A 23,563-nucleotide genomic window follows, 5' to 3' on the forward strand; every position below is an offset into this window, starting at 1 on the left:
TAGTTATAGTGCCCTGCACATTGGTTCGTCTTGTTCAGTTTTCAAAGGTCTTTGTCACTCAATCTCTCTCAAGCGGCAACTATATTAGTATATCACAGCTAACTCTCTCTGTCAACACTTTTTTGAAACTTTTTTGAACTTTTTTCATCAAGTGTTCCATCCGCAACATACCATAGTCCGTACGGGATTCGAACCCGTGTTACCGCCGTGAAAAGGCGGTGTCTTAACCCCTTGACCAACGGACCTTGAGCTTTTCAACTCTTTCTATTATACCTACTTTTCCTCCTTTGTCAAGAACTTTTTTCCTCTTTATCGAAATTCTTTGAAGACGGTTGAGAGCTCCCTCAGAAGTGCCTTGCGTCCTCTGAAGACTTCTCCTCCCATGAGACGGTCCACTAACTCTTGTTTTTCCTTACTCTGCTTTGATTTGTAGTTCTTTAGAAGCTCGTGAAAGAGATAATAATCATCCAGTCTCAGCCCTTTTTCTCCTAAACGATGACTAATCTCGCTCACTTCCTCATAGGGTTCTTTATCGAATCGTCGCTTGTGACTCTCCTGTTTACGGATGTAATCTAGGATACGATTTCTAAATTTTGTTTTAAAGCAGACATATAGGCGGTGACGTTCACCTGCTAGCAACTCTGGATGGTGGTTGACTAGCTCATAGAGGCACAACATACCTTCCTGGTCCCAGTCCCCTTTCTCCCACAGATGGAGGTGATATTCTTTGCGGCACTTATGGACAATCCCTTTGCTTTCCTCATATAATTCTTTTAGATTCATAGACCTCTCCTTTCTGCATTTAGTTTAACAAAATGCATCAAGCCTTTGATCTACTTCTCCTCTTCTGTACTTCTCGTTGCCTCAACTGCATACAAAAAGAGAGGCATGGCCTCTCTGGGGTTATAATTCTGCAATTTGGTTTAGGTTTACTTCTGCAATCGTATCATTACCAAACATAGAGATAATCATCTTCACTTTATTGTTATCAATTTCGGTAATTTTACCTGTGTAGTCTGCAAAAGCGCCATCAATGATGCGGACAGTCTGGCCAACTTCAACGTCAATATCAAACTCTTGAACAGTTTGTCCCATTGAAACCAGAATATCACGGATTTCTTGTTCCAATAGCGGAGTTGGTTTTGATCTGTTGCCGTGGGATCCGACGAATCCTGTTACGTTCGGTGTGTTTCGAACAACGAACCATGCTTCATCGGTCATGACCATTTCTACAAGGACATAACCCGGAAAGCGATTCTCTTCAATTTCTTTTTTCTTTCCATTTTTCTCAACTTGCACGGTTTGTGTTGGAATCTCAACGCGTAGAATATTATCCAACATGTTATACGTTTGTGCACGTTGCAATAGATTTTCTTTTACCTTATTTTCATAGCCAGAATAAGTTTGTAGAACAAACCATCCTTTGTCAAAACTATCCATGATATTTCCTTTCATAATAGAAGAAACTAGCAGAAGTTCTCCGCCTTTCTTCTAAAAAATGTTAATAAATCGAATCAAACCTGAAACAATCAACTGGTCAAAAATGTAAATGATGACCACAAAGAAGGCTGTGTATTCCATAATAGAGCGAAAATCTCTCCAGCTTTCCTTGCGAGTTGGCCACGTTGTTTCTTTAAGAAGTTTAAAAATATCCTTAATAAAACCCATCGTTCTCTCCTATCTCGTTTCTCTATGTGTCGTATATTTCCCACAATGTTTACAAAATTTATTTACTTCTAGTCGTGTTGGCTTGGGGTTCCCACTAGTTTTGATTGAGTAATTCCTTGAACCGCAAACTGCACAAGCTAGGCTTGCTTTTTTTAGTGCCATAACGCCTCCATCTTATCTATTATAACAAGAAACCTAGGCTTTGACAAGCCTCTTAACGAAATAGATTAAGGAATGAGTCCCATATTGTCTGGGCTTTTTCTTTTATCTTAGCTTCTGAAATCGCACGTCCCGCTTCATCTACAAGATTTTGTGCACGGCTACGAATATCCGCTATCGGATCCTCCGACTGGTTTGCCTCATTTTCAATAGCTTGTTTTTTAGTATTTTCTGGTTCAATCCCATTTTGTTTATAAGCATTCTCAACTGTAAAAGTGCTACCTGGAGTGTAAGGCAAAATGGTATTAGCCATACTTCTAAAGACGTGGGCTGCTCCATTTGATGTCGAACCTGCCAGATAATGGTTTTCATCCGTCGTCGGGAAACCGAGCCAGTGGGTAATTACCACATCTGGAGTATAGCCAATCACCCACTGGTCACTAGTATATACTGAATTAAAAGCAGCCTCAGTAGTACCTGTCTTTCCAGCCATAACATAATCTGTTGGCGACGAACTAATTCCTGTACCATTGGTAAATGTTCCTAGCATCATGCTGGTCATTTTATCGGCTACCGACTTATCAATCACTCGTTTTTGGGAATTTTTATGACTCTTGATGACCTGGCCACTGGCATTTTCAATACGAGTGATAAAATGCGCTTCAGGCATCAGACCTTCATTAGCAAAGGTTGCATAGGCTTGCGCCATCTGGAGGGGATTCGTCTCTACGCCTCCACCGAGAGCGACTCCAAGAACTCGATCAACATTTTCCATATTCAGGCCAAATCTCTCCCCAGCGTCAAAAGCTTTGTCAATACCTAATGCATTTACAGTCGCAACTGCCGGTAAATTGAGTGATTCAGCCAAAGCCTGATACATAGGTACTTCTGGAGATGTCTTAATGCCCGCATAATTGTCCACTTGATAACTATCGTACTGCATCGTATGATTATCCAGTTGCTTGTTTAAGGCCCATCCTGCTTCTACTGCAGGTGTATAAACGACTAAAGGTTTAATGGTTGAGCCCGGGCTACGCTTAGACTGAGTGGCATAGTTGAAATTACGGAAGCCTGGTTTGTCATCGCCAGCTACGCGGCCAACAACGCTACGTACCCCACCTGTTTTAGGCTCTAAAGCAACACTACCTGATTCGGCGTGTGTTCCGTCTTCTGCCTTTGGAAATAGTGAGGTGTTTTCGTAAACAACCTGCATGTTGGCTTGGTAGTTTTGGTCAAGTTCTGTATAGATTCGATAGCCGTTGTTGACAATCTCTTCTTCTGTGAGATTGTACTTGGAAACCGCTTCGTTAACAACTGCATCAAAATAGGACGGATAACGATAATCTGAAACCTTCCCTTCATACTTATCTTGCAGTTGAGAAGCCATATCTGTTCCAGCTGCTTCGGTCTCTTGATTTTTATCAATATAACCCGCTGCAACCATATTTTGCAAAACAGTATCCCTACGATTGGTTGAAGTTTCAACAGAATTTAATGGATTATACAATTCTGGTCCCTTGAGCATCCCTGCTAGAGTGGCCGCCTGATCAAGCGTTAGTTGTGAAGCCGATACACCGAAATATTTCTTACTCGCATCTTCAACACCCCATACCCCATTTCCAAAGTAGGCGTTATTGAGGTACATAGTAAGGATTTGCTCCTTGCTGTATTTCTTTGTCAACTCTAAGGCAAGGAAAAACTCCTTGGCCTTCCGTTCAACGGTCTGGTCCTGGGAAAGATAGGCATTTTTCGCCAACTGTTGAGTGATGGTAGACCCCCCTCCAGAACGACCTGCTGTAAGGATGGCTAGAAAGAAACGACCGTAGTTAATCCCATCATTTTTATAGAAGGAACGGTCCTCTGTCGCGACAACAGCATTCTGCAAGTCTTTGCTGATATCTGCCAGCTCAACATAGGTCCCCTTTTGACCGGATAGGGCTCCTGCCTCTTTTTCTTCGCGGTCAAAAATCAGAGTTCGGGTTTTTAGGGCATTTTGTAAGTCATTGACATTGGTAGACTTGGCTATCGCAAACAAGTAGGTTCCTACCAGTAAACCAGCACTTAACCCTAAAATGATGACAATCTTTGTCAGATGATAGCGACGCCAAAATTTCCGAATTGCCCCTACTTGTGACAATTTTTTTCTATCGCTCCGAGAACGACGCATACTAGTAGAATCCGACTCCGCCGATTCATTCGTTTCTTTTTTAAAGAGAGAAAGAAACTTCTCAAATAATTTATCTAATTTCATGCGTTTATTTTATCATCTTCACCATGGGAACTCAAGAATTTAGCTACTCCCTATCCAAATAGGGCTTTTTTTGTTACAATATCTGTATGCAATTCATATTTACATTACCCGAATCCCTGCCTCAAATGACGGTCAAACAATTTCTAGAGGAACAACTCCTCATCCCTAGAAAAATCCGTCACTTTTTGAGAACCAAGAAGAACATCTTAATTAACCACGAAGAAGTTCACTGGAACGAGACGGTGAAACCAGGGGATATTTGCCAATTGACTTTTGACGAGGAAGACTATCCCAAAAAGGAAATACTTTGGGGAAATCCAGACCTCGTTCAAGAAGTTTATCAGGACCAACATCTTATTGTCGTCAACAAACCTGAGGGTATGAAAACTCACGGTAATCAACCAAACGAAATCGCCCTTCTCAATCATATCTCTGCCTACGTTGGACAAACTTGCTATGTCGTTCATCGTCTAGATATGGAAACCAGCGGGCTAGTGCTTTTTGCTAAGAACCCTTTTATTCTTCCCATTCTTAATCGCTTGTTGGAGAAAAAAGAAATTGCTCGCGAGTACTGGGCACTCGTAGAAGGACGAGTGGAGAGTAAAGAACTTGTCTTTCAAGATAAAATCGGGCGTGATCGTCATGATCGCAGAAAACGAGTAGTAGATCCCAAAAATGGGCAATACGCTGAAACACATATCAGTCGATTAAAGCAATTCCCAAATAAGACTTCTCTGGTTCGTTGCAAGCTAAAGACCGGTCGAACGCATCAGATTCGTGTTCACCTCTCTCATCACAAACATCCTATCTTGGGCGACCCTCTCTATAATAGTAAATCAAAAACAAGTCGGCTTATGCTTCATGCCTTTCGCCTTTCTTTTACCCATCCACTCACCTTAGAAAAATTGAGTTTCACTGTTCTATCGGATACTTTTGAAAAAGAATTAAAAAAGAATGGATGACATTATCATCTATTCTTATATATACAAAAAAGCAAGGCTTTCTGGCCTTGCTTTTTTTATCGACTCAAGAATTATTTAGCGATTTTTGCAAAGTATTCAAGAGTACGAACAAGTTGTGAAGTGTAAGACATTTCGTTGTCATACCATGAAACAACTTTAACCAATTGTTTACCGTCAACGTCAAGAACTTTAGTTTGAGTTGCGTCAAACAATGAACCGAATGACATACCTACGATATCAGAAGATACGATTGGATCTTCAGTGTAACCGTATGATTCGTTAGAAGCTGCTTTCATAGCTGCGTTTACTTCATCAACAGTAACGTTCTTTTCAAGAACTGCTACCAATTCAGTTACAGAACCTGTTGGAACAGGAACACGTTGAGCAGCTCCGTCCAATTTACCGTTCAATTCAGGGATAACCAAACCGATTGCTTTAGCAGCACCAGTTGAGTTAGGAACGATGTTAGCTGCAGCAGCACGAGCACGGCGAAGGTCACCTTTACGGTGTGGTCCATCAAGAACCATTTGGTCACCAGTGTAACCGTGGATAGTAGTCATCAAACCTTCAACGATACCGAAGTTGTCATGAAGAGCTTTAGCCATTGGAGCCAAACAGTTTGTAGTACATGAAGCACCTGAGATAACTGTTTCAGTACCATCAAGAATATCGTGGTTAGTGTTAAATACAACTGTTTTAACATCTGATCCACCAGGAGCAGTGATAACAACTTTCTTAGCACCACCAGCGTGCAAGTGTTTTTCAGCAGCTGCTTTAGTAGCAAAGAAACCAGTTGCTTCAAGAACGATTTCTACACCGTCGTTAGCCCAGTCGATTTGTTCTGGATCACGTTCAGCAGAAACTTTAACGAATTTACCGTTAACTTCAAATCCGCCTTCTTTAACTTCTACAGTACCGTCGAAACGACCTTGAGTTGTATCGTATTTCAACAAGTGTGCAAGCATCACTGGATCTGTAAGGTCGTTGATGCGAGTAACTTCAACACCTTCTACGTTTTGGATACGGCGGAAAGCAAGACGACCGATACGTCCGAAACCGTTAATACCAACTTTAACTACCATTAGTGATTTCCTCCTTATGAAAATCCTGAAAATTTTATTGTGAAAAGAGTAACTTGGATCACTACAAATCACCTTTCAACGAACCTATTATATAACTATTTGAGCTTAATTGCAAGTGCTGACCTTGATTTTCTATGTCAGTTTCTTTTTGATAGGATGCCTCTGTAATTTCTTTCTCTACTCATAGCGTAAGGATTCCACTGGATCCATTTTGCTAATCTTACGTGCTGGGAAGAAGGCAGAAATATAGCCAAGAAACAAAGCAAAAATGAATGTCCCTAAAATAGAGAGAAGATTTAATTCAAAAACTTTAGAGATTGATGGATAGAAATGGTGAACAATAACATTCGCTAGACTTCCTATCCCTTGAGCAATGATGAAAGCTATAAACAAGGCAATTCCTACAATCCAAAGAGCTTCGTAGATAAAGATTCCTTTCACATCTCTATTTTGATAGCCAACAGCCTTCATGACACCGATTTCCTTAGAACGTTGCATGATATTGATATAAATGATGATGCCTATCATAACTGCTGCCACCACAATCGCTTGTGAAGAAAGTACAATCAGCAATCCCTGAATGACACGAATAAAGGTAATCACAATATCAAGAACGGCCTGTTGAGAAAGAACTGTATACTTCTTATTTTTCTGCAATTCTTCTGTTACTGTTTTCGTACGAGATGGGTCTTTAAGCTCCAAAATAAAATAGGATACGGCCTTTGTGAATTCAGCTTCTTTTAAAATCGTTTCCATCTGCTTGGAAGCCATAAAACTATTACTATCTTCTGTATCATCTTCGTCATTGATGACACGCACAATATGAGTCTGAAAACCTGCCAACTTGCTACCTTCAGCAGCATTTTCTACAATGGTTGCCGATACTGGTTTGCCAATCACATCACTAGCCGTCAGATTGTTCCCGGTTTGTTCATTCCAATTTTTGAGCAAACTCATCGGAATCGTTAATCCCTGCTCGTTAACATCCGTATAAAGAGAGCCTGCTAGCACTTTTTCTTTTTCATTGCTACTAACAGAAATACTTGTATCTTCATATAAACTCACGATTTGAGCATAAGAAGGCAGGGCTTGGCTAAAATCCACTTCGTGTCCGTCTATGCTGATCTTTGACATGGTCATACCAAAAGGACTCTCTAGATATTTAATATTTTCTTTCCCAATCGTATCTGTGATATAGTTCTTATCATCTTGGTTTAGAAAACCTCTGCCAGCAACACTAGTATTCAGTGCAATCTGAACTTGGGAAGGAAGCTTGCCTCCGTTGGTATTTTCATCAATCATCGAAATCAAGGCATTTCCTAGACCAAAAGAAATCAACACGCCTACAAAACCAATCGAGGTTGCTACTGCAATCAACAAGTTACGCCACTTTCTTTCCATAAAGTTACTTAAAGAAAGCTTGAATTTATTTTTAAAGGATAATCCTTTATTTTTTGACTTCTTCAACGACTTCACCATCTTTCATTTTGATAATCACATCTGCATATTCAGTAACCTCCGGGTTATGAGTAACAATCAGTACTGTTTTCCCTGCTTGGGCCAAATTTTTGAACACTTCCAAAACCATTTCCTGAGATTGAGAATCGAGTGACCCAGTTGGCTCATCAGCTACAATCATATCTGGTTGATTTACCAAAGCACGTGCAATGGCTACACGTTGCTTTTGCCCGCCAGAAAGCTGTTTTACATTCTTAGCCATAAAAGGCTCCATCCCTAGACTGAGAAGTTGCTCCTGAGCGATCCTTGTCATTTCTTTATCCGATAAATCTTTGACATAGAGAGGCAACTTGACATTATCCAGAACAGATTGATGGGGGATGAGATTGAAGTTTTGAAAGACAAACCCAATGTTGTCTTTGCGAAATTGAGTCAATTCAATCTCCGATAGTTCTCTGAGAGACTCCCCTTTAAAATCTAAAACTCCCTCGTACTCCCTATCTAAACCGCTGATAATATTTAATAGACTGGTTTTGCCACATCCTGACGGACCATAAATCGCCGTAATTTTTCCTTCTGCAATCTGTAGATTAATATTTCTTAGAGCCTGCTCTTTATGTTTGCCGTCCAAAGCGTAAAATTTTGAAATATTTTTCATGGATAAAATAGACATTATAATCTCCTTTAATCACTTGTGTTATCGTGTACCGATACAAACTACAATAAACAATGCTAATATAAATTAATCTAACAGAATCAGATTCAAAAAAATTCCTTCTTTTTTCGAATCCATTGTAACAAAAAAGCGACATTTCCCCAATGACAGAAATGTCACTCCTATAAACCTTCAACGATATCTTTCTAGATCCTCGGCCCATTCATTATCTAAACTAACAATTAACTTCTCATTGCCAAACATTCTCGCCATCATTTTTGCTTCTTCATACTTTTGTTTGGCTGTTTCATAATCCGTCTGAATATAATATTTCCACTCCACCATCAAGACAATCGGTTGTTTTTGAAAATCTCGTGTTTTTTGCCCTATTTTATTTAAGGTCTCGACTGCCCTCTTAAAATAATGAAGCAACCCCATAATCTCTATACAAGTTAAAGAAGCTAACAAGGAGTCTCTAAGTAAGTCCAAACAATCGAACTCTATCTTATCAACCTGAGAACTTAATTTGTCATGAAAATAAAGAATGGTTTCATGCTCAGATTCTTTTATCTCACCCACATTTAAACCATCCATTAACTGACAGTTGAAATACAGTCTCAATTTCAACAAGTCCTCGGCTTTATATACATCTCTGGATAGTAAGTCTCGTAAACCATTCTCAAGCACACTATCACCATACAAGGAATTACCAGTCGCTCTCACTGCATCTATAGCTTGAAGACAATCCACTACCACTTTCTCATCACGTGGCAAATCATCATAAAAATATTCAAAAATCTCATCAAAATATTCTTCCTTCTGTTCCTGTAACTCTTTATCTCCATAGTCAGGATGATGAAGAAGAAAGTATTTTAATTCTTGGTAACGCTTGGGTAATTCCTTATAGTCTGGCATCAGAATATAGGTTGGAATATCTAGCCTATTCGCTATATATTCTAGTGTTTTTATCGTAGGACGAAATTCTCCCTTTTCAATGCGCACCAACTGACGAACGGATAATTCAGACTCATCTCCACAAAAAACTGGACGACTAAGACCTTTCTCCTCTCTAAGGAGTCTTACCTTTTCCCCTAAATCATTCATCTCTTACATTTCTCCCTCGGCTCAATACAAAAACTTTGATAGTCAAACAAATATATGCACTTATTATAACATTTTTCAAGAAAATGTACAAAAAAGAGACAGGATAACTCCTGCCTCTAGGCTGATAAACGATTATTTACGACGTCCTGGACGTTCTGCATAACCATAGTAAGCATCTGCCATGATTTCTTCCATGTCAGCTACCATTGGTAAGCGTGGGTTTGCAGGTGAACATTGATCTTCGTAAGCAAGTAAGGCAATCTCATGCAAGCTGTCTTTCCAAGTTTTTTCATCGATACCAAAGCCTTTGAAGTTCATTGTGATTCCAACTGCTTCACCAAGATCGTAAACTGCTTTGGCATAAGCTTCAACCGCTTCTTCTGGTGTTGAGCAAGGAAGACCTAGCATACGAGCGATATCTTGGAATTTTTCATCAGCTTTCCAGTAATTGTACTTAGGCCATGTTGTAGTTTTAGATGGACGAGTTCCATTATAACGGATAACATAAGGAAGTAAAATAGCATTTGTACGTCCGTGAATGGTGTGGTGAACAGCACCAATCTTATGCGCCATTGAGTGACTCATTCCAAGGAAGGCATTGGCGAAGGCCATACCAGCCATTGTAGAGGCATTATGCATCTTTTCACGGGCTTCTGGGTCAGCTGTTTTTACAGATTTTTCCAAGTATTTGAAGACTAACTTGATGGTTTGAAGAGCAATACCATCTGTATAGTCATTGGCAAAGTTAGAAGTATAAGCTTCAGTTGCGTGTGTCAAGACATCCATACCTGTGTCAGCAGCAATAAATGCTGGAACAGATTCTACCAAAGCAGGGTCAACAATTGCAATGGTTGGTGTCAAAGCGTAGTCAGTGATTGGGTATTTCCGATTGTTTGCCTTGTCAGAGATAACTGCAAACGGTGTTACTTCTGAACCTGTACCAGATGTTGTTGGAATACCGATATATTGTGCTTTCTTACCAAGTGATGGGAATTTGAAGGCACGTTTGCGGATATCCATGAATTTTTGAACGAGGTCACCGAAGTCAACGTCTGGCTGTTCATAGAACATCCACATACCTTTAGCTGCATCCATTGGTGAACCACCACCAAGGGCAATGATAGTGTCTGGTTCAAACGAACGCATTACTTCAACACCACGACGAACTGTTGTGATATCTGGATCTGGTTCAACATCTGAGAAGACTTGAATCGTGACTTTGTTTTTACGAAGATTCAATTGGTCAATCACACGTTGTACAAAACCGAGTTTTTCAATTGATTTATCGGTAACAATCATGACACGTTCGATACCTTCGCAAGTTTGAAGGTATTGGATTGAGTTACGTTCGAAGTAGATTTTTGAAGGAACTTTAAACCATTGCATATTATTTCTACGTTTTCCTACTTTCTTGATGTTAAGAAGGTTGATAGCGGATACGTTATCACCAACTGAGTTGTGTCCATATGAACCACATCCAAGTGTTAATGATGGAATGAAGGCGTTGTATACATCACCGATACCACCAAAGGTAGATGGAGAGTTCCAGATAATACGCATTGCCTTTATTTCCGTACCGAAACGTTTTGCAAGAGCTTCGTCTTTTGTATGGATAGCAGCTGAGTGTCCTAGACCATTAAATTCAACCATTTGACGAGCTTTTTTAAGTCCATCTTCAGTATCTTCAGCTTTCAAAACTGCAATAACAGGTGATAATTTTTCACGAGTCAATGGTTCTTTAATTCCAACTTCTGCACATTCAGCAGCCAAGATATTTGTACCTTCTGGTACTTTGAATCCTGCTTGCTCAGCAATCCATGCTGCTGGTTTACCAACGATATTGGCATTTAGTTTAGCACCAGCACAGTTTTTGCTGTTTGCTTTAGCTCCAAAGCAGAATTCTTCAAGAAGAGCTTTTTCTTTTTTGTTTACAAAGTAAGTGTGGTATGACTTGAATTCTGCAACAAATTCGTCATAAACTTCTTTATCAATGATAACAGCTTGTTCTGACGCACAGACCATACCGTTGTCAAATGATTTAGACATAACGATGTCATGAGCAGCTTGACGAAGGTCAGCAGATTTTTCTACATAGGCAGGAACGTTTCCGGCACCTACCCCAAGAGCTGGCTTCCCACACGAGTAAGCAGCCTTAACCATAGCATTCCCACCAGTTGCGAGGATAGTCGCAACACCTTCGTGGTTCATAAGTGCCCCAGTTGCTTCCATAGATGGCTCTGTAATCCATTGAACACAGTTTTCAGGTGCACCGGCTGCGATGGCTGCATCACGAACGATTTGTGCAGCATGAGCAGAAGATTCTTGAGCTGATGGGTGGAAGGCGAAAACAATTGGGTTACGTGTTTTCAAAGCAATCAATGATTTGAAAATCGCTGTTGAAGTGGGGTTTGTTGTCGGAGTGACACCACAGATTACACCGACAGGCTCCGCAATCTTTGTCAAACCTGTAATTGGATCATCCTCAATAACTCCAACTGTTTTAACTCCACGCATATTGTTCACTACGTGCTCACAGGCAAATAGATTTTTTGTTGCCTTGTCTTCAAATACTCCACGACCAGTTTCTTCAACTGCATGTTGTGCAAGGATACCGTGCGCGTCAAGTGCTGCAACCGAAGCTTTTGCCACGATATAGTCAACTTGTTCTTGGTTCAACTTGCGCATTTCATCAAGCGCAACCAAGGCTTTTTTAACGAGACCGTCGACATGCTTTTCAGCAGCAAGTTGTTTTTCCTCTGGTGTTACTGTTTTTTTATCAGCCATATTATCCTCCATAGCCTTTAAGGATTTCATCCTTTGTTAATTTTTTCACAAGTTTATTATAACTCTTTTTTTATGCTTTGTAAACAGTTTCATAAGCATTTCACAAAGAAATTTTCTGATATTGTGATTTTTTTCTCAATATAGCTATGCAATAGAGTTTTGGCCGGATGATTGTGAAATTATGGAGAAAATTTTTTTATTTCACAAAGTTTTTCTAGTTGATAGTTATTTACCGAATTTAATCACAGAAAGCGCTTTCTTTCTCGCTTTTAAAAATAGCCTCCTCATCTGGAGACTACTGTTTTTGTTGGAAAACGCCTTGTTTAAAGGTTCCTTCATAGACAACTTCTTGCTCTGTCGTCAACTTTCCTTGACCTTCAGCCTGGCCATTTACAAAATCACCTTCGTATTTCCAGCCATCTTTTGATTGGAACGTTCCTTTTCCATTAAAGGCTCCATTATTGAAATCACCTGTATATTGGTCCCCATTTTCAAAGGTCATGGTCCCCTGACCATTCATTTTCCCTCGTACCAGGGTACCATCATAAACAAGTGCACCACCATCAAGTGTCAGGACACCCTTTTTGGGTGTATTTAGTAGAAATACCGAAAGGGCACAGAGTGCAATTACGACTACTGCAATGAACTCTAGCCTAGGGCGAGTTAGGTAAACTCTATACTTTTCATAGATTTGTTTAAGCTTTTCCATTGTCACTCTCATTTTCTAATCGATCTAGCCAGCTTTTACAGCCACTTGTGATGCGAGCATAGGTTTCCTCAAAATCTCCTGTATACCAAGGATCTGGAACACTTTCAGATGCAAAAGGGTAGATCTTATGCTGCAATTCCTGAGGACACATTTGACGCAGATCTGAAACGTTTGAAGCATCCATCCCGATAATGTAATCAAATGACTCAAAATCTTCTCTACGAACCTGGAGTGATGTTTTGTCTTTGTCATAAGGAATCTGATATTGCTGGAAAATCCCTTGCGTTCCCTTATGAATCGGATTACCATGTTCCCAAGACGAAGTCGCACGACTCTCAATCTGGTAATCGCTCGTCATGGATTTCATCACAAACTCTGCCATGGGGCTACGGCAGATGTTTCCTAAGCAAACAAATACTATTTTTCTCATCCCTTCTCCTCTTACTTCATAGAAAAACGGGAGTGATAGGTCCCGTTTTATTCTTCGATTGCTCCACTTTCGTCAACAACTGTTCCTTCTGGTGTCACAGCCTCTTTGAGCGGCAAAACGGTCTTGATAGCAGCCAATTCAAAAGTCAAATAAACGCCATCTACATCAAGTACGATTGTTCTCTTCTCAGTGTCTACTTCATCCACTGTTCCGTAAAGGCCACCAATTGTAATAACTTCATAGCCTTTTTGAAGCTTGTTCAAGCTTTCCATACGCTTTTGCGCTTGTTTCTTTTGAGAACGTTGCATAAAGAACATCAAGGCCATCATACCTACAAGCATGATTAAAAAAGTAATATTTGGATTCATTGTTTTCTCCTTTGTCTTTTACATAGGACTACTATATCAAATTTCAGCTACTTTTACAAGGTTGTGCCTTACTTTTATGATGATAAAAAAATCAGAGCTTTCACTCTGATTTCTGCGATTATTTCAAGTTTTGAACAACTTTGACTAGATTTTCAACTGTAAATCCGTACTCCGCCAATACTTTTGGTGCTGGGGCAGATGCTCCGAAGGTATCAATTCCAAGAACTGCACCATCAAGACCGACATATTTGTACCAGTTTTGAGTTGCACCCATTTCGACTGCAACACGACGGCGGACTGCATTTGGAAGGATTTCTTCCTTGTAAGCTGCATCTTGTTTATCAAAGACATCTGTAGATGGCATGCTGACTACGCGGACTTTTTCGCCTTGGCTAGCCAATTCTTTGGCAGCTGCGACAGCTAGATTGACCTCTGAACCTGTCGCAATCAAGATCGTGTCAAAATCTACTGCATTTTCATAGACGACATAGGCACCTTTAGCAACCTTATCGAAGTCTGTTCCCTCTTCTACAGTCAAGTTTTGACGTGTCAAGACAAGGGCAGTTGGTGTTTTCTCACTTGTCACTGCAAGGTACCAAGCCGCTTGAGTTTCACGCGCATCTGCTGGGCGGAAAACATTTAGATTTGGCATAGCACGAAGACCGGCTAAGTGTTCAACCGGTTCGTGAGTTGGACCATCTTCACCAACTGCGATCGAATCGTGGGTAAAGACATAAGTCACAGGAAGTCCTTGTAAGGCTGACAAGCGGACAGCCGCCTTCACATAGTCAGAGAAGACGAAGAAAGTACCACCGTATACACGAAGTCCACCGTGAAGGGCCATCCCGTTCAAGATCGTTCCCATTGCAAATTCACGAACACCAAACTGAATGTTGCGGTTCAAGCGATTAGCGTCGTCTTGAAGTCCGTCCGTTTTGATATAAGTCATGTTTGAGTGAGCAAGGTCAGCTGATCCACCTAAGAAAGTTGGTAACTTGGCAGCTACAACATTCAAGGCATCCTGACTTGAATTACGAGTGGCTTGAGAGAAGCCGTTTTCTAGAGCTGGGAAGTCTGCTGGAGTAACTTTAACTGGATCACGTCCGTCGATAATAGCTTCTACTTCTGCAGCCAGTTCTGGGTGAGCTTCTTTATAATCTGCAACTAAATTTGTCCAAGCTTGATAAGCTGATGCGCCACGGTCTGCAACATTTTTTTTGAAATCAGCATAAACTTGTTCTGGAATTTCAAATGGTTCATAGTCCCAACCAAGCGCTTGGCGAGTTGCTGCAGTTTCATCTGCTCCAAGAGGAGCACCGTGTACCGCATTGGTTCCTTGTTTGTTTGGAGAACCGTATCCAATAACAGTCTTCACTTCAATCAAAGATGGTTTGCCTGAAGCTTTAGCTGTTTCGATAGCAGCATGGATCGCTTCCAAGTCTGTCCCATCTTCAACCAAGGCTGTATGCCAACCGTAAGCATTGTAACGGTCACGAACACTTTCTGTGAAGGAATCTTTTGTCTCACCATCCAAGTTAATGTCATTTGAATCATAAAGAACAACCAACTTGTCAAGTTTTTGCAAACCTGCATATGAAGCCGCCTCGCTTGAGACACCTTCCATCAAATCTCCGTCGCCACAGATCACATAAGTATAGTGGTCAAAGATATTGAAGCCTTCGCGGTTATACTTAGCTGCAAGGAAACGTTCTGCTTGGGCAAAACCAGTAGCAGTAGAAATCCCTTGTCCTAGAGGACCAGTTGTAGCGTCAACCCCTGCAGTATGGCCAAATTCTGGGTGACCTGGTGTTTTTGAACCCCATTGGCGGAAGTTCTTGACTTCATCCATGCTAACATCTTCAAAACCAGAAAGGTGAAGAAGGGCATAAAGAAGCATAGAGCCGTGACCTGCTGAAAGAATAAAGCGGTCGCGGTTGATCCAGTTTGGTTGAGCAGGATTGATCCGAAGTTGTTTTGTAAAGAGGCTATAGGCCATTGGAGCAGCCCCCATAACCACCCCTGGGTGACCTGAGTTTGCTTTGTTGATGGCGTCAATACCTAGAAAACGAATTGCATTAACAGATAGATTTGACATAGAATTTCCTTTCTCTTTGAGGTGATTAATGAATCACACATCCTATTTTTCTATTATATGAAAAAATGCATAGAATAGCAATAAAACAATTTGCGTTCATCTAACACATTTGATTTGTCTATCCCCTCGTCACTTCATAGTACGGGAGCAAGCGAGTATAAGCGTCTTCTAGCTTCTCCAATATCACTTCTACTGACTGATTTTCAATGAAGGAAACATCTGACTTGACTAAGACTTTACGAACTTCCTGATTTCTCAGCTTCTCTCGTAAAGTACGACGATTTTCTTCATTAGCCTCCACCTTATGACTTTCCCCATTTGAGTAGACTAGATAATAAATTCCTTCTACCGCTGGAAGCTCTAAAACCTTGGCTTGCTTGTCTAAGGTCTGTTCATCTTTCTTTCGCTCGATGAAACTAACTTCCAAAGAAATCCCAAAGTCAGCAAGTGTTCCATACAAACGAAGAGCCATCATAGGTTCTGTCACTTGTCCGTCTCTCTGTAGATAGGCCCAGAAATGTGGCCGTAAGCGTTGTGCTTGATTCATCCACTGGCTAGTCTGTTGGAGTTGCCATTCTGAATGACTTGCTTGAAAGGTTTTGGCCAATTCTGTAAAAGACTTCCGAGCCTCTTGGCCTTTGTGACGCAATTCCAGCATCTTTTCTCTTTCATCACCAGCTTTATCAGGATTACGATACTGGACCCCTGCAAATGATAGATATTCTCTAACTGCTTTCAGCATATCTGAATCTTTCCTTTCCTAGCAAAAAATCAGGATGAACCTGATTTTACTTTGCTTATTCTGCATCTACGACAACATAGCGATTTGGCTCGTCACCCTCAGAGTAACTCGTCACGCCATCCATGCGTGAAATAATGCGATGGATTATCTTGCGTTCGCTATTTGACATTGGATCTGTTTGTTGGCTACGTCCTTCTTCTAAAACGCGAGTCGCCAATTTTTGAGCATAGGTTTGTAACACTTCTGCACGGTGTTCAACATAATCATTGACGTTAATCGTAATGTAGAAAGTTCTCGAATAGCGATTATAAAGATAATTTTGTGCCAAGAGTTGAAGGGCCTTCAAGACTTTTCCATGATAGCCGATAATACGGCCTGGTTCGTTGGTGTCAATTTGAAGATTGATGGTACGACGATTGTAGTCGCTCGAAATCGTACCTTCAACATCCATATCATCCACAATGGTTTGAACGTAGCTAGCTACTTCTGTTGCCACTTGTTCGGTATCATAACTTGGCTCTACTTTTAAGCCCAAATCTTCCAACGATTGGCTCGCTACTTCTTGCGTTTCAGCTTCTTTTTCTGGAGCAGGCTTAACTTCCTCAGTAGCATCTTCTGCTTGCAGTTCATTTAAAATTGAAATATGACCTGTTTCTTCCAAAATCGTGCTGGCATGTTTTTCATTTTTCAAGATTTCAGCCTTGACCTCTTCAGAGACACCTTGGCCTTCTTCTTCAATTTTCTTGATGGCTTCAACCACATATCCCAAATCAACTGTCGCTTCGCTGACGGTTTTCACTGGTTCATTCTTTTCATTAACTTCTTTTGGAACCCCTTTAATGGCCTGCTGATTGGCTTTGATCACTGTCGTTTCACTAATCGCTTCGATATCAACTTGAGCCGGCTTCTTACCAAACAAGCCTAAGAACCCTTTTTTCTCTTTCGAAACGACCTTGATGTGGGCCTTCATTCTTGGAATGTCTAATTCTTTCAATCCTTTTTGGATTGCTTCTTCAACCGTTGAACCTGTAAATAATACCATTACAAGATTCCTCCTTATTTTTTCTTTTTCTGTGCTTTTTTCAAGGCTTTTCTCTTCTTACCTTCTAAATTTTTTTCTGCTTGCGCCACTGCTTCTCTTTCAGCAATAATCTTAAAAGGATTGTTCAAGAAATAGGTTTGCAGAACTTGATAAGCATTAGATACAGCCCAGTACAAGGCTACACCACTTGGGGCGGAGATGGCAAAAACAAAGATCAATACGGGCATACCATACATCATCCCTGTCGTAGCTCCACTTTTTTCGGACAAAGCTTTATTCGATAACCAGCTACTCAAGAAGGTAAAGACTGCCGCCAAAATCGGAAGGACAAAACTTGTATCTACTCCTCCCAAATTAATCCATAAAAAGTGACCTGTTTTCAAAAAGTCTACTCGACTCAAGGCTTGAAAGAGCGCCAAGAGAACCGGCATTTGTATTAAAATCGGCCAGAGAGAGGATGAATGCTTGATCCCTAACTCTTTATAGACCTTCCGCATTTCCTGGTCTAGCTTAGTTCTACTTTCCATATCGCGACCCAGATATTGCTCTCGCAAAGCCTTGATGCGTGGTTGAGCCTCTTGCATTTTTCTAGAGGCAACCATCTGAGTCTGAAAGACTGGTAATAGAATCGTCCGAATCAGGATTGTAAAGAGGATAATCCCCACTCCGATACTAATGTCAAAGGACAAAAAGCGGATAATTTCAGCAAAAAAATAGACGAATTTACTCCAAAAATCTGTCGAATCCGCTGTTATATCGCTAGCTGTACTATTTGTTGCACAGGCCGTCATGATAAACAAGGACAAGCCCAACAAACTAGTCAACTGTAGTTTCTTTTTCACTCCCATTTCCTTCCTGATAAATCTTTGATAACTTTAATACGTGGAGTAGATTTTTCTCCATCTCTGCATATTCCAAGGTTTCCACCCCTTTTCGGGCAATCACGACAAAATCGACATGCTCTACCAAACTCCCTTTTACACTTTGTAGAATGTGTCGGATTCGTCTCTTAATTTGATTTCTGGTAACTGCATTCCCCAGCTTTTTGCTGACGGACAGTCCTACTCGAAAATGGTTTTGCTGGTTTTCCAATTGATAGACAACAAATTTTCGATTGGCAAAACTCGTTCCGTCCTTGAAAATCGCCTTAAAATCTTTCTCTCTTTTTACACGAAAGCTTTTCTTCAAAACTCAACTCCATCTATTAAATTACTACTATTATACCATATTTTTTGAAAAAGCCAATAACAGCAAGGTTTTAGACATTTTCTACATAAAAAAAGCTGGAAAATCTCTTTCCCAACTTCTTTTCACAATCAAATTTTACGTGTATTTACTTATTTTTTCAAGCGCTCAACATCGCGTGCAATCACCAATTCTTCATCTGTTGGAATAACCAAGACACGTATTTTCGCTTCGTCCGTTGAGATGTCTCCCGTTACACCAAAGACATTCTTTTCTGGATCTACATCACAACCAAACCAAGAGATACCTGAAATGACATCCTCACGGAAATTTGCTGCATTTTCACCGATACCTGCTGTGAAGATAATCGCATCTGCTCCATTTAGGACTGCAAGGTATTGACCGATATGTTTTTGGATGCGATCGACATACATTTCATAAGCCAAAGTCGCATCATGGTCTCCTGCTTCCATGGCAGCCATCACATCACGCATGTCGCTTGACTTGCCCGAAACTCCCATGAGCCCTGATTCACGATTAAGAACGCGACTAATATCTTCTGGGGTATTAAAATCCTCTGTATATTGCATGAGATAAGGGATGATAGCAGGGTCAATATCTCCTGTACGAGTTCCCATCATCACACCTCCAAGTGGTGTGAATCCCATAGAAGTATCCACAGACTTCCCTCCCTTAACAGCTGTGATAGAAGCCCCGTTACCAATATGGCAGGTAATCAATTTCAAGTCTTCTAGAGGGCGGCCCAAAAGTTTCGCTGCTTCTCCCGCGACAAACTGGTGACTTGTCCCGTGGGCACCATATTTACGAACCTTGTTGTCTGTGTAGTATTTAGTTGGTAGAGGATAGCGATAAGCCTTTTCTGGCATGGTTGTGTGGAATGAGGTATCAAATACGACAACACTGGTAATATCTGGAAGCAATTCCTTAAATGCGCGAATTCCAGCTGCGTTAGCTGGATTGTGAAGAGGGGCCAATAATCCCAATTCCTCAACTTTTTCTAACACGTCTCCCTCAACAACTGTTGATTCCTTGAAATATTCACCACCTGCAACGACGCGGTGTCCGACACCTGTAATCTCGTCGTACCCTTTAATGATGTCAAAACGAATCAAGTCATCCAATAAAATTTTAACGGCTTGTGTGTGGTCTTCAATATCAAGAATTTGTTGCTCCGAACGACCGTCAAATTTTACTGTTGAAATGGAATCTTTCAATCCAATACGTTCAATCAAGCCTTTAGCCAAAACTTTTTCCTCAGGCATTTGATAAAGTTGCCATTTCAAGCTTGAGCTTCCTGCATTGATTGCAATTGTTTTTGTCATAAGATGATACCTCTTTTTAAGCGTTTTCATCTATTATAACAAAATCTCTTTTATATTTCAGTACCTTTGCTCCAATTTTGAAAATTTTCTTTAAAGGGCAACAAAACTGACGGATCTTGCAAGCTAGTAAGAGGGTAAACAAAGGGTTCTATTTCCTTGTCTCTTTTCTTCTGTAAGACAAAAATACTTTTAGCTTGGCTTGCAGTTGAGAAAATATCCTCTGGCAGAGCGATGATAGCAGCCAGACTCACTTCGTCTTTGAGCCACCCTTTTAACAAATCACTTTGAGGACTGGTCAACAAGTCGCTCGGAGCTAGAAAAATAGCATAGCCATCTGACTTGAGATACTTTAGACCTTGCTCCATGAGCAAATGGTGGGCATAGGTATGCTCTTGACTAGAAGACACTTGATAGCGTGAAGCGATGGCATCGTCTGGGTAATAGCCAACAGGCAAGTCACTGATGACCACATCGCTTTCTTTAAGCATTTGCGGACGAACGGCATCTCCTTGGACAAAGCCAGCCTGCAAACCAATTACATCTGCCATGCTAGCTGCCAAATCAATCAGCAAGTCATCCACTTCAATTCCCAAGTAATCCACTTTTTTAGCAAGAGAAGTCAAGAAAGTAGCACCCAGAATTCCCATTCCAGAACCTATTTCGAGGATGCTAATTTCCTCTTGATCAAGCAACTCTTCCACAACAAATACCAAAAGGAGGGAAATGGCATCTGGTGTAAACTGGTGATTGGCCTGTAAAGGCTCCGTTTGTCCTGCCTTCATCAAGAGAAACTGGTAGGTCTTGAGCCATTCTTCTTTGCGAAGCGCTAAACGCTTAAGGGCCTGATTGTTCTCCTTGACCCGATTTAGCTCAGTTTCACCATCCAGATAAATGCTGTTTTGCTCCACCAGGGCGTCATAAAAGTTGGTCACCAAATCACTTTGGATGACTTGGACATTCTCTAGTAAATACGTATAAGCTTGTTCTATTTTTTCAAAATCCATATTCCTATCTTATCAAATTTCCCTTCTTTTTTCCATCCTTATAGAAAAATCACTCCCTGACTAGGCGAGTGATTTTTGGGCTACTGTAAAAAAGAGTTCTGAGTAATTTCCTTGAAACAGGTCTTCAGCACTGTAAAGAATCTGACTATCAATGCTCGAAAAACCAAACTGGGCGAGCTTATTTCCCAGTTCAGGCAATTCAAAGCCATGATGGTTGGTATCTGTCTTGACAAAATCAGCGATGAGGACTTGTCCATTCTCCCTAAGGTGATGGTGAAACATGGCAAGAGTCGCATCTAGATCAGGTATATGATGAAGAACTCGACTGACAACAATCAGGTCAAATTGTTGCTCCAAAGGATTCACCAGTAAATCCTGTTCCAAAAACTGGATATTCTTGATGTCTTGTTGCTCTGCTTTCAAACGGGATTGCTCCAGCATTTTCTCCGAGATGTCTACAAGGGTAACAGACTTGGCCTGCTTAGCTAGAGGCAAGGCTAACAGACCCGTCCCACCACCAAAGTCCAGTATTTCCTTGTCTGATAGAAGAGCAATCTGTTTTTCAATTGCTTGACAAACCAAGTTTGCAAGAAAGATATTTTTGGGCGAATCAAAGGTTTCTGCTTTGTGATTAAAATCGTGTTTCATGCTTTTAGTGTAACACAAAGAAGTTGAATTGCCTAGGAATTGGCTTTCTTTTCTGCCTTATCTTCTGTTTTTTGTTGATTTTGTTCTGGGTTTGAATCAGTCGCTACCTCTTCCTTTTTAGCTGTTTTCTTTTCTTGGGTTTTCATCGGAGGAAAGAGAAATTCATAGTTGCCCTTATTCATATGAACACTTATTTCAAAACCTGTTTTCGTATTTTGATAAGTAACTTTTCCCAGGTTAAAGACTCGTTCTCCACTTTCTTGCTCAGCCTTATCCTTACTTCGCTTGGCCATGGCAAAAGCGATCAACTTTTCTTTGTTTAGGGCAAAGTCTTTGTGATGAGCTACTTGCCGATTCAAATAAAACTGTAACAAAAGGCTAAAAATGGCTGCCATGGTGACTGCATATAAAAGAACGCCTGCCTTAACTTTTTGTTTTTTCCACACGATAGATGAACTCTCTTTCTAAGCCCTTTTGAAATTGGAAACGAAAGCGAACCAATTGATTTTCCTCTGTAATTTGAGCTGATTTGAGTCCATAAACCATAGGTTGGTAGCCCCTTCCGCTGGTATCCGTCTTTCGAAAATCATCCGATTTAGACTTCCCTATAGAGATATCCTTACCATCCTGTTTCATGTAGAGGCGATTGCCTTCCACCTTTTCAAACTGCGAACGCTCTAACTCTGCCTCCAGCTGGTCCACAAACAAGAGCCACTCCTTTTGCTCGCTTTGCTTCTGGTAACGAACTTCTGAAATGAGGAGCTGACTCATAGCTTGAAAAAGGAGCAAACCTCCGCTAATGACGATAAGGGCAATCAGCGATTCTAAAAGAGTGAAGGCTCTTACCTTACTGCTCTTTAAGATCGAGCAATTTCTCTGAACCATGGTAGACCTCCAATCCTTTTTCACTAGCAAATACCTGAATCTCAACTCCATTTATGTTTACCTGATTTTGCCCTGTTTGCAGAGCCATCTTCGCCACACGCAAGACTTCTTCCTTTTGCAAGATTTCTGCCTCTAACCGTCGATTTTGTTGGATTTGTCCCAAAAGAAGGGTCGCAATGCTGGCAAAGATAGCTAGAGCGACCAACGCTTCCAGTAAAATCACTGCCTTAATTTTTTGTTTCCTTAATGCGTTTAATTTTTCCATTTCCTAGATATAATTGATAGCGAATCGCTCCTTTGCTGGTTTGAAATTCAACCTTAGCCAGAGACGAATTTCCTCCAGCTCGATCAAATATAATGCTTTTTCCTGATGGTGCCTGGATTCCTTTTGGAACGGTCAAGTTTTGATTGCCATTGCTGATCGTCTGTCCATCTAAGTTCAGACTGTTTTTTTGTTGACTGGCTAGACTGCGTTTTTGCGTTTCCCGATAGAGTTCTTCAAACTCCATAAAGAAAATCTGCTCCTCCACCGCTGCAAAACTGGACTGAACTGAGCCGGACAAGCCCAAAGCAAGGATACTCACAAGTCCCAAAACCAAGAGACTTTCTAACATGGTAAAGGCCTTAATCTGCAACAGTTTGACTTGTTTTTTGTTTTGCATGGTATTCTTTATAAGCCTTGGCTTGCTCAGCTGTGATGCGACCGTCCGCCTGTAATTTGCTTAAGCTAGCATCATCATTTTTATCCAAACGATAAAGTTCTGCCTGACTTTCCACGACCTTGACAACAGCAGCTTTTCCTTTATCATCTACGGCATCCTTTTGCTTGGTCAAATTAGGTACAAAGAGCAAGAGAAGAACGCTGATGATGAGTAAGACCACTAACATCTCAAGTAGCGTATCTAAAACTCTCATCTAAAGAATACAATAAAACCGCGGGGTATTGCCTGCGGTTTTGTGTAATCTATTTTAAAAGTTTTCCTTTCGTT

Annotated in this window: 27 protein-coding genes and 1 tRNA gene; 1 reads left to right on the top strand and 27 read right to left on the bottom strand. The window is 40.8% G+C overall.

The window, feature by feature from the left end:
* Positions 1–173: 173 nt before the first annotated feature.
* The 6 genes from ATE34_RS10390 to pbp2a form a co-directional block, all read right to left on the bottom strand.
* Positions 174–245, bottom strand: a tRNA-Glu gene (locus ATE34_RS10390).
* Between the two features lie 64 nt (positions 246–309).
* A complete protein-coding gene (locus ATE34_RS10395; protein WP_061599280.1) occupies positions 310–783 on the bottom strand; it encodes a hypothetical protein in 474 nt (157 codons plus the stop codon).
* 120 nt (positions 784–903) lie between these two features.
* Entirely contained in the window at positions 904–1,440 is a 537-nt protein-coding gene (nusG, locus tag ATE34_RS10400; protein ID WP_000376728.1) for a transcription termination/antitermination protein NusG, read from the bottom strand.
* Positions 1,441–1,491: 51 nt separating this feature from the next.
* The gene (gene secE, locus ATE34_RS10405; protein ID WP_000505776.1) at positions 1,492–1,668 is read right to left on the bottom strand and encodes a preprotein translocase subunit SecE; all 177 of its coding nucleotides are present in this window, start codon (positions 1,666–1,668) and stop codon (positions 1,492–1,494) included.
* A 9-nt stretch (positions 1,669–1,677) separates the two neighbouring features.
* Entirely contained in the window at positions 1,678–1,830 is a 153-nt protein-coding gene (gene rpmG / locus ATE34_RS10410) for a 50S ribosomal protein L33 (protein ID WP_009755504.1), read from the bottom strand.
* Positions 1,831–1,882: 52 nt separating this feature from the next.
* Positions 1,883–4,078 (bottom strand): penicillin-binding protein PBP2A, encoded by a 2,196-nt coding sequence (pbp2a, locus tag ATE34_RS10415; RefSeq protein ID WP_084912008.1) that lies wholly within the window; start codon positions 4,076–4,078, stop codon positions 1,883–1,885.
* A gap of 86 nt (positions 4,079–4,164) precedes the next feature.
* On the opposite strand from pbp2a, the gene ATE34_RS10420 reads away from it, so the two are divergent.
* The gene (locus ATE34_RS10420) at positions 4,165–5,040 is read left to right on the top strand and encodes an RluA family pseudouridine synthase (protein ID WP_080585601.1); all 876 of its coding nucleotides are present in this window, start codon (positions 4,165–4,167) and stop codon (positions 5,038–5,040) included.
* 71 nt (positions 5,041–5,111) lie between these two features.
* On the opposite strand, the gene gap is transcribed toward ATE34_RS10420, so the two are convergent.
* The 21 genes from gap to comGC all read right to left on the bottom strand — a co-directional run bounded on the left by gap (position 5,112) and on the right by comGC (position 23,489).
* Positions 5,112–6,122 carry a type I glyceraldehyde-3-phosphate dehydrogenase gene (gene gap, locus ATE34_RS10425; protein ID WP_009730763.1) on the bottom strand — a complete coding sequence of 337 codons (1,011 nt, stop codon included), beginning with the start codon at positions 6,120–6,122 and terminating at the stop codon, positions 5,112–5,114.
* Positions 6,123–6,299: 177 nt separating this feature from the next.
* Complete coding sequence (locus tag ATE34_RS10430) at positions 6,300–7,601, bottom strand: ABC transporter permease (RefSeq protein WP_180382702.1); 1,302 nt, start codon at positions 7,599–7,601, stop codon at positions 6,300–6,302.
* Positions 7,570–8,253: an ABC transporter ATP-binding protein gene (locus ATE34_RS10435; RefSeq protein WP_061599282.1), complete on the bottom strand. Its 684-nt coding sequence runs from the start codon at positions 8,251–8,253 to the stop codon at positions 7,570–7,572. The genes ATE34_RS10430 and ATE34_RS10435 overlap by 32 nt, the downstream gene beginning before the upstream one ends.
* Positions 8,254–8,427: 174 nt before the next feature.
* Positions 8,428–9,339 carry a helix-turn-helix domain-containing protein gene (locus tag ATE34_RS10440; protein WP_061599283.1) on the bottom strand — a complete coding sequence of 304 codons (912 nt, stop codon included), beginning with the start codon at positions 9,337–9,339 and terminating at the stop codon, positions 8,428–8,430.
* 132 nt (positions 9,340–9,471) lie between these two features.
* Positions 9,472–12,123: a bifunctional acetaldehyde-CoA/alcohol dehydrogenase gene (adhE, locus tag ATE34_RS10445; protein ID WP_084912009.1), complete on the bottom strand. Its 2,652-nt coding sequence runs from the start codon at positions 12,121–12,123 to the stop codon at positions 9,472–9,474.
* A 295-nt stretch (positions 12,124–12,418) separates the two neighbouring features.
* Positions 12,419–12,832: an MORN repeat-containing protein gene (locus tag ATE34_RS10450; protein ID WP_000413199.1), complete on the bottom strand. Its 414-nt coding sequence runs from the start codon at positions 12,830–12,832 to the stop codon at positions 12,419–12,421.
* Positions 12,819–13,262: a low molecular weight protein-tyrosine-phosphatase gene (locus tag ATE34_RS10455; RefSeq protein ID WP_002876368.1), complete on the bottom strand. Its 444-nt coding sequence runs from the start codon at positions 13,260–13,262 to the stop codon at positions 12,819–12,821. The genes ATE34_RS10450 and ATE34_RS10455 overlap by 14 nt, the downstream gene beginning before the upstream one ends.
* 47 nt (positions 13,263–13,309) lie before the next feature.
* Positions 13,310–13,630 (bottom strand): preprotein translocase subunit YajC, encoded by a 321-nt coding sequence (gene yajC, locus ATE34_RS10460; protein ID WP_001069056.1) that lies wholly within the window; start codon positions 13,628–13,630, stop codon positions 13,310–13,312.
* A 118-nt stretch (positions 13,631–13,748) separates the two neighbouring features.
* The gene (tkt, locus tag ATE34_RS10465; RefSeq protein WP_061599286.1) at positions 13,749–15,725 is read right to left on the bottom strand and encodes a transketolase; all 1,977 of its coding nucleotides are present in this window, start codon (positions 15,723–15,725) and stop codon (positions 13,749–13,751) included.
* A 118-nt stretch (positions 15,726–15,843) separates the two neighbouring features.
* Positions 15,844–16,467, bottom strand: coding sequence for a ribonuclease P (locus ATE34_RS10470; RefSeq protein ID WP_084912011.1), 624 nt, complete (start codon positions 16,465–16,467; stop codon positions 15,844–15,846).
* Between the two features lie 55 nt (positions 16,468–16,522).
* Positions 16,523–17,509: an RNA-binding cell elongation regulator Jag/EloR gene (gene jag / locus ATE34_RS10475; RefSeq protein ID WP_084912012.1), complete on the bottom strand. Its 987-nt coding sequence runs from the start codon at positions 17,507–17,509 to the stop codon at positions 16,523–16,525.
* Between the two features lie 14 nt (positions 17,510–17,523).
* Entirely contained in the window at positions 17,524–18,351 is an 828-nt protein-coding gene (locus ATE34_RS10480) for a membrane protein insertase YidC (RefSeq protein WP_180382703.1), read from the bottom strand.
* The gene (rnpA, locus tag ATE34_RS10485; protein ID WP_000748120.1) at positions 18,326–18,697 is read right to left on the bottom strand and encodes a ribonuclease P protein component; all 372 of its coding nucleotides are present in this window, start codon (positions 18,695–18,697) and stop codon (positions 18,326–18,328) included. The genes ATE34_RS10480 and rnpA overlap by 26 nt, the downstream gene beginning before the upstream one ends.
* Positions 18,698–18,846: 149 nt before the next feature.
* Positions 18,847–20,037, bottom strand: a complete 1,191-nt coding sequence (locus tag ATE34_RS10490; protein ID WP_061599288.1) for an acetate kinase — start codon at positions 20,035–20,037, stop codon at positions 18,847–18,849.
* A 50-nt stretch (positions 20,038–20,087) separates the two neighbouring features.
* Entirely contained in the window at positions 20,088–21,041 is a 954-nt protein-coding gene (locus ATE34_RS10495) for a class I SAM-dependent methyltransferase (protein WP_061599289.1), read from the bottom strand.
* Between the two features lie 60 nt (positions 21,042–21,101).
* Complete coding sequence (locus ATE34_RS10500; protein ID WP_142357494.1) at positions 21,102–21,689, bottom strand: class I SAM-dependent methyltransferase; 588 nt, start codon at positions 21,687–21,689, stop codon at positions 21,102–21,104.
* Positions 21,690–21,721: 32 nt separating this feature from the next.
* A complete protein-coding gene (gene comGG / locus ATE34_RS10505; RefSeq protein WP_084912014.1) occupies positions 21,722–22,135 on the bottom strand; it encodes a competence type IV pilus minor pilin ComGG in 414 nt (137 codons plus the stop codon).
* Positions 22,113–22,574 carry a competence type IV pilus minor pilin ComGF gene (gene comGF, locus ATE34_RS10510; protein WP_084912015.1) on the bottom strand — a complete coding sequence of 154 codons (462 nt, stop codon included), beginning with the start codon at positions 22,572–22,574 and terminating at the stop codon, positions 22,113–22,115. The genes comGG and comGF overlap by 23 nt, the downstream gene beginning before the upstream one ends.
* Complete coding sequence (gene comGE / locus ATE34_RS10515) at positions 22,537–22,839, bottom strand: competence type IV pilus minor pilin ComGE (protein WP_167266658.1); 303 nt, start codon at positions 22,837–22,839, stop codon at positions 22,537–22,539. The genes comGF and comGE overlap by 38 nt, the downstream gene beginning before the upstream one ends.
* The gene (gene comGD, locus ATE34_RS10520; RefSeq protein ID WP_084912017.1) at positions 22,802–23,236 is read right to left on the bottom strand and encodes a competence type IV pilus minor pilin ComGD; all 435 of its coding nucleotides are present in this window, start codon (positions 23,234–23,236) and stop codon (positions 22,802–22,804) included. Before comGD ends, comGE begins: the two co-directional genes overlap by 38 nt.
* On the bottom strand, positions 23,199–23,489 hold the full coding sequence (gene comGC / locus ATE34_RS10525) for a competence type IV pilus major pilin ComGC (RefSeq protein ID WP_084912018.1): 291 nt from the start codon (positions 23,487–23,489) through the stop codon (positions 23,199–23,201). Before comGC ends, comGD begins: the two co-directional genes overlap by 38 nt.
* Positions 23,490–23,563: the final 74 nt, after the last annotated feature.

It is taken from the genome of Streptococcus oralis subsp. tigurinus (genome assembly GCF_002093545.1).
GTDB lineage: Bacteria > Bacillota > Bacilli > Lactobacillales > Streptococcaceae > Streptococcus > Streptococcus oralis_C.

Excerpts from the sequence above, each read along its gene's own strand:
- comGF (WP_084912015.1), bottom strand. The coding sequence starts at position 22,574 with ATGGTTCAGAGAAATTGCTCGATCTTAAAGAGCAGTAAGGTAAGAGCC.
- ATE34_RS10490 (WP_061599288.1), bottom strand. The coding sequence starts at position 20,037 with ATGACAAAAACAATTGCAATCAATGCAGGAAGCTCAAGCTTGAAATGG.
- tkt (WP_061599286.1), bottom strand. The coding sequence starts at position 15,725 with ATGTCAAATCTATCTGTTAATGCAATTCGTTTTCTAGGTATTGACGCC.
- secE (WP_000505776.1), bottom strand. The coding sequence starts at position 1,668 with ATGGGTTTTATTAAGGATATTTTTAAACTTCTTAAAGAAACAACGTGG.
- comGE (WP_167266658.1), bottom strand. The coding sequence starts at position 22,839 with ATGGAAAAATTAAACGCATTAAGGAAACAAAAAATTAAGGCAGTGATT.
- ATE34_RS10440 (WP_061599283.1), bottom strand. The coding sequence starts at position 9,339 with ATGAATGATTTAGGGGAAAAGGTAAGACTCCTTAGAGAGGAGAAAGGT.
- jag (WP_084912012.1), bottom strand. The coding sequence starts at position 17,509 with ATGGTATTATTTACAGGTTCAACGGTTGAAGAAGCAATCCAAAAAGGA.
- ATE34_RS10435 (WP_061599282.1), bottom strand. The coding sequence starts at position 8,253 with ATGTCTATTTTATCCATGAAAAATATTTCAAAATTTTACGCTTTGGAC.
- adhE (WP_084912009.1), bottom strand. The coding sequence starts at position 12,123 with ATGGCTGATAAAAAAACAGTAACACCAGAGGAAAAACAACTTGCTGCT.
- comGC (WP_084912018.1), bottom strand. The coding sequence starts at position 23,489 with ATGAGAGTTTTAGATACGCTACTTGAGATGTTAGTGGTCTTACTCATC.
- nusG (WP_000376728.1), bottom strand. The coding sequence starts at position 1,440 with ATGGATAGTTTTGACAAAGGATGGTTTGTTCTACAAACTTATTCTGGC.
- rpmG (WP_009755504.1), bottom strand. The coding sequence starts at position 1,830 with ATGGCACTAAAAAAAGCAAGCCTAGCTTGTGCAGTTTGCGGTTCAAGG.
- ATE34_RS10420 (WP_080585601.1), top strand. The coding sequence starts at position 4,165 with ATGCAATTCATATTTACATTACCCGAATCCCTGCCTCAAATGACGGTC.
- gap (WP_009730763.1), bottom strand. The coding sequence starts at position 6,122 with ATGGTAGTTAAAGTTGGTATTAACGGTTTCGGACGTATCGGTCGTCTT.
- ATE34_RS10495 (WP_061599289.1), bottom strand. The coding sequence starts at position 21,041 with ATGGATTTTGAAAAAATAGAACAAGCTTATACGTATTTACTAGAGAAT.
- ATE34_RS10395 (WP_061599280.1), bottom strand. The coding sequence starts at position 783 with ATGAATCTAAAAGAATTATATGAGGAAAGCAAAGGGATTGTCCATAAG.
- pbp2a (WP_084912008.1), bottom strand. The coding sequence starts at position 4,078 with ATGAAATTAGATAAATTATTTGAGAAGTTTCTTTCTCTCTTTAAAAAA.
- ATE34_RS10470 (WP_084912011.1), bottom strand. The coding sequence starts at position 16,467 with ATGCTGAAAGCAGTTAGAGAATATCTATCATTTGCAGGGGTCCAGTAT.
- yajC (WP_001069056.1), bottom strand. The coding sequence starts at position 13,630 with ATGAATCCAAATATTACTTTTTTAATCATGCTTGTAGGTATGATGGCC.
- ATE34_RS10450 (WP_000413199.1), bottom strand. The coding sequence starts at position 12,832 with ATGGAAAAGCTTAAACAAATCTATGAAAAGTATAGAGTTTACCTAACT.
- ATE34_RS10430 (WP_180382702.1), bottom strand. The coding sequence starts at position 7,601 with ATGGTGAAGTCGTTGAAGAAGTCAAAAAATAAAGGATTATCCTTTAAA.
- ATE34_RS10500 (WP_142357494.1), bottom strand. The coding sequence starts at position 21,689 with ATGAAACACGATTTTAATCACAAAGCAGAAACCTTTGATTCGCCCAAA.
- ATE34_RS10455 (WP_002876368.1), bottom strand. The coding sequence starts at position 13,262 with ATGAGAAAAATAGTATTTGTTTGCTTAGGAAACATCTGCCGTAGCCCC.
- comGD (WP_084912017.1), bottom strand. The coding sequence starts at position 23,236 with ATGCAAAACAAAAAACAAGTCAAACTGTTGCAGATTAAGGCCTTTACC.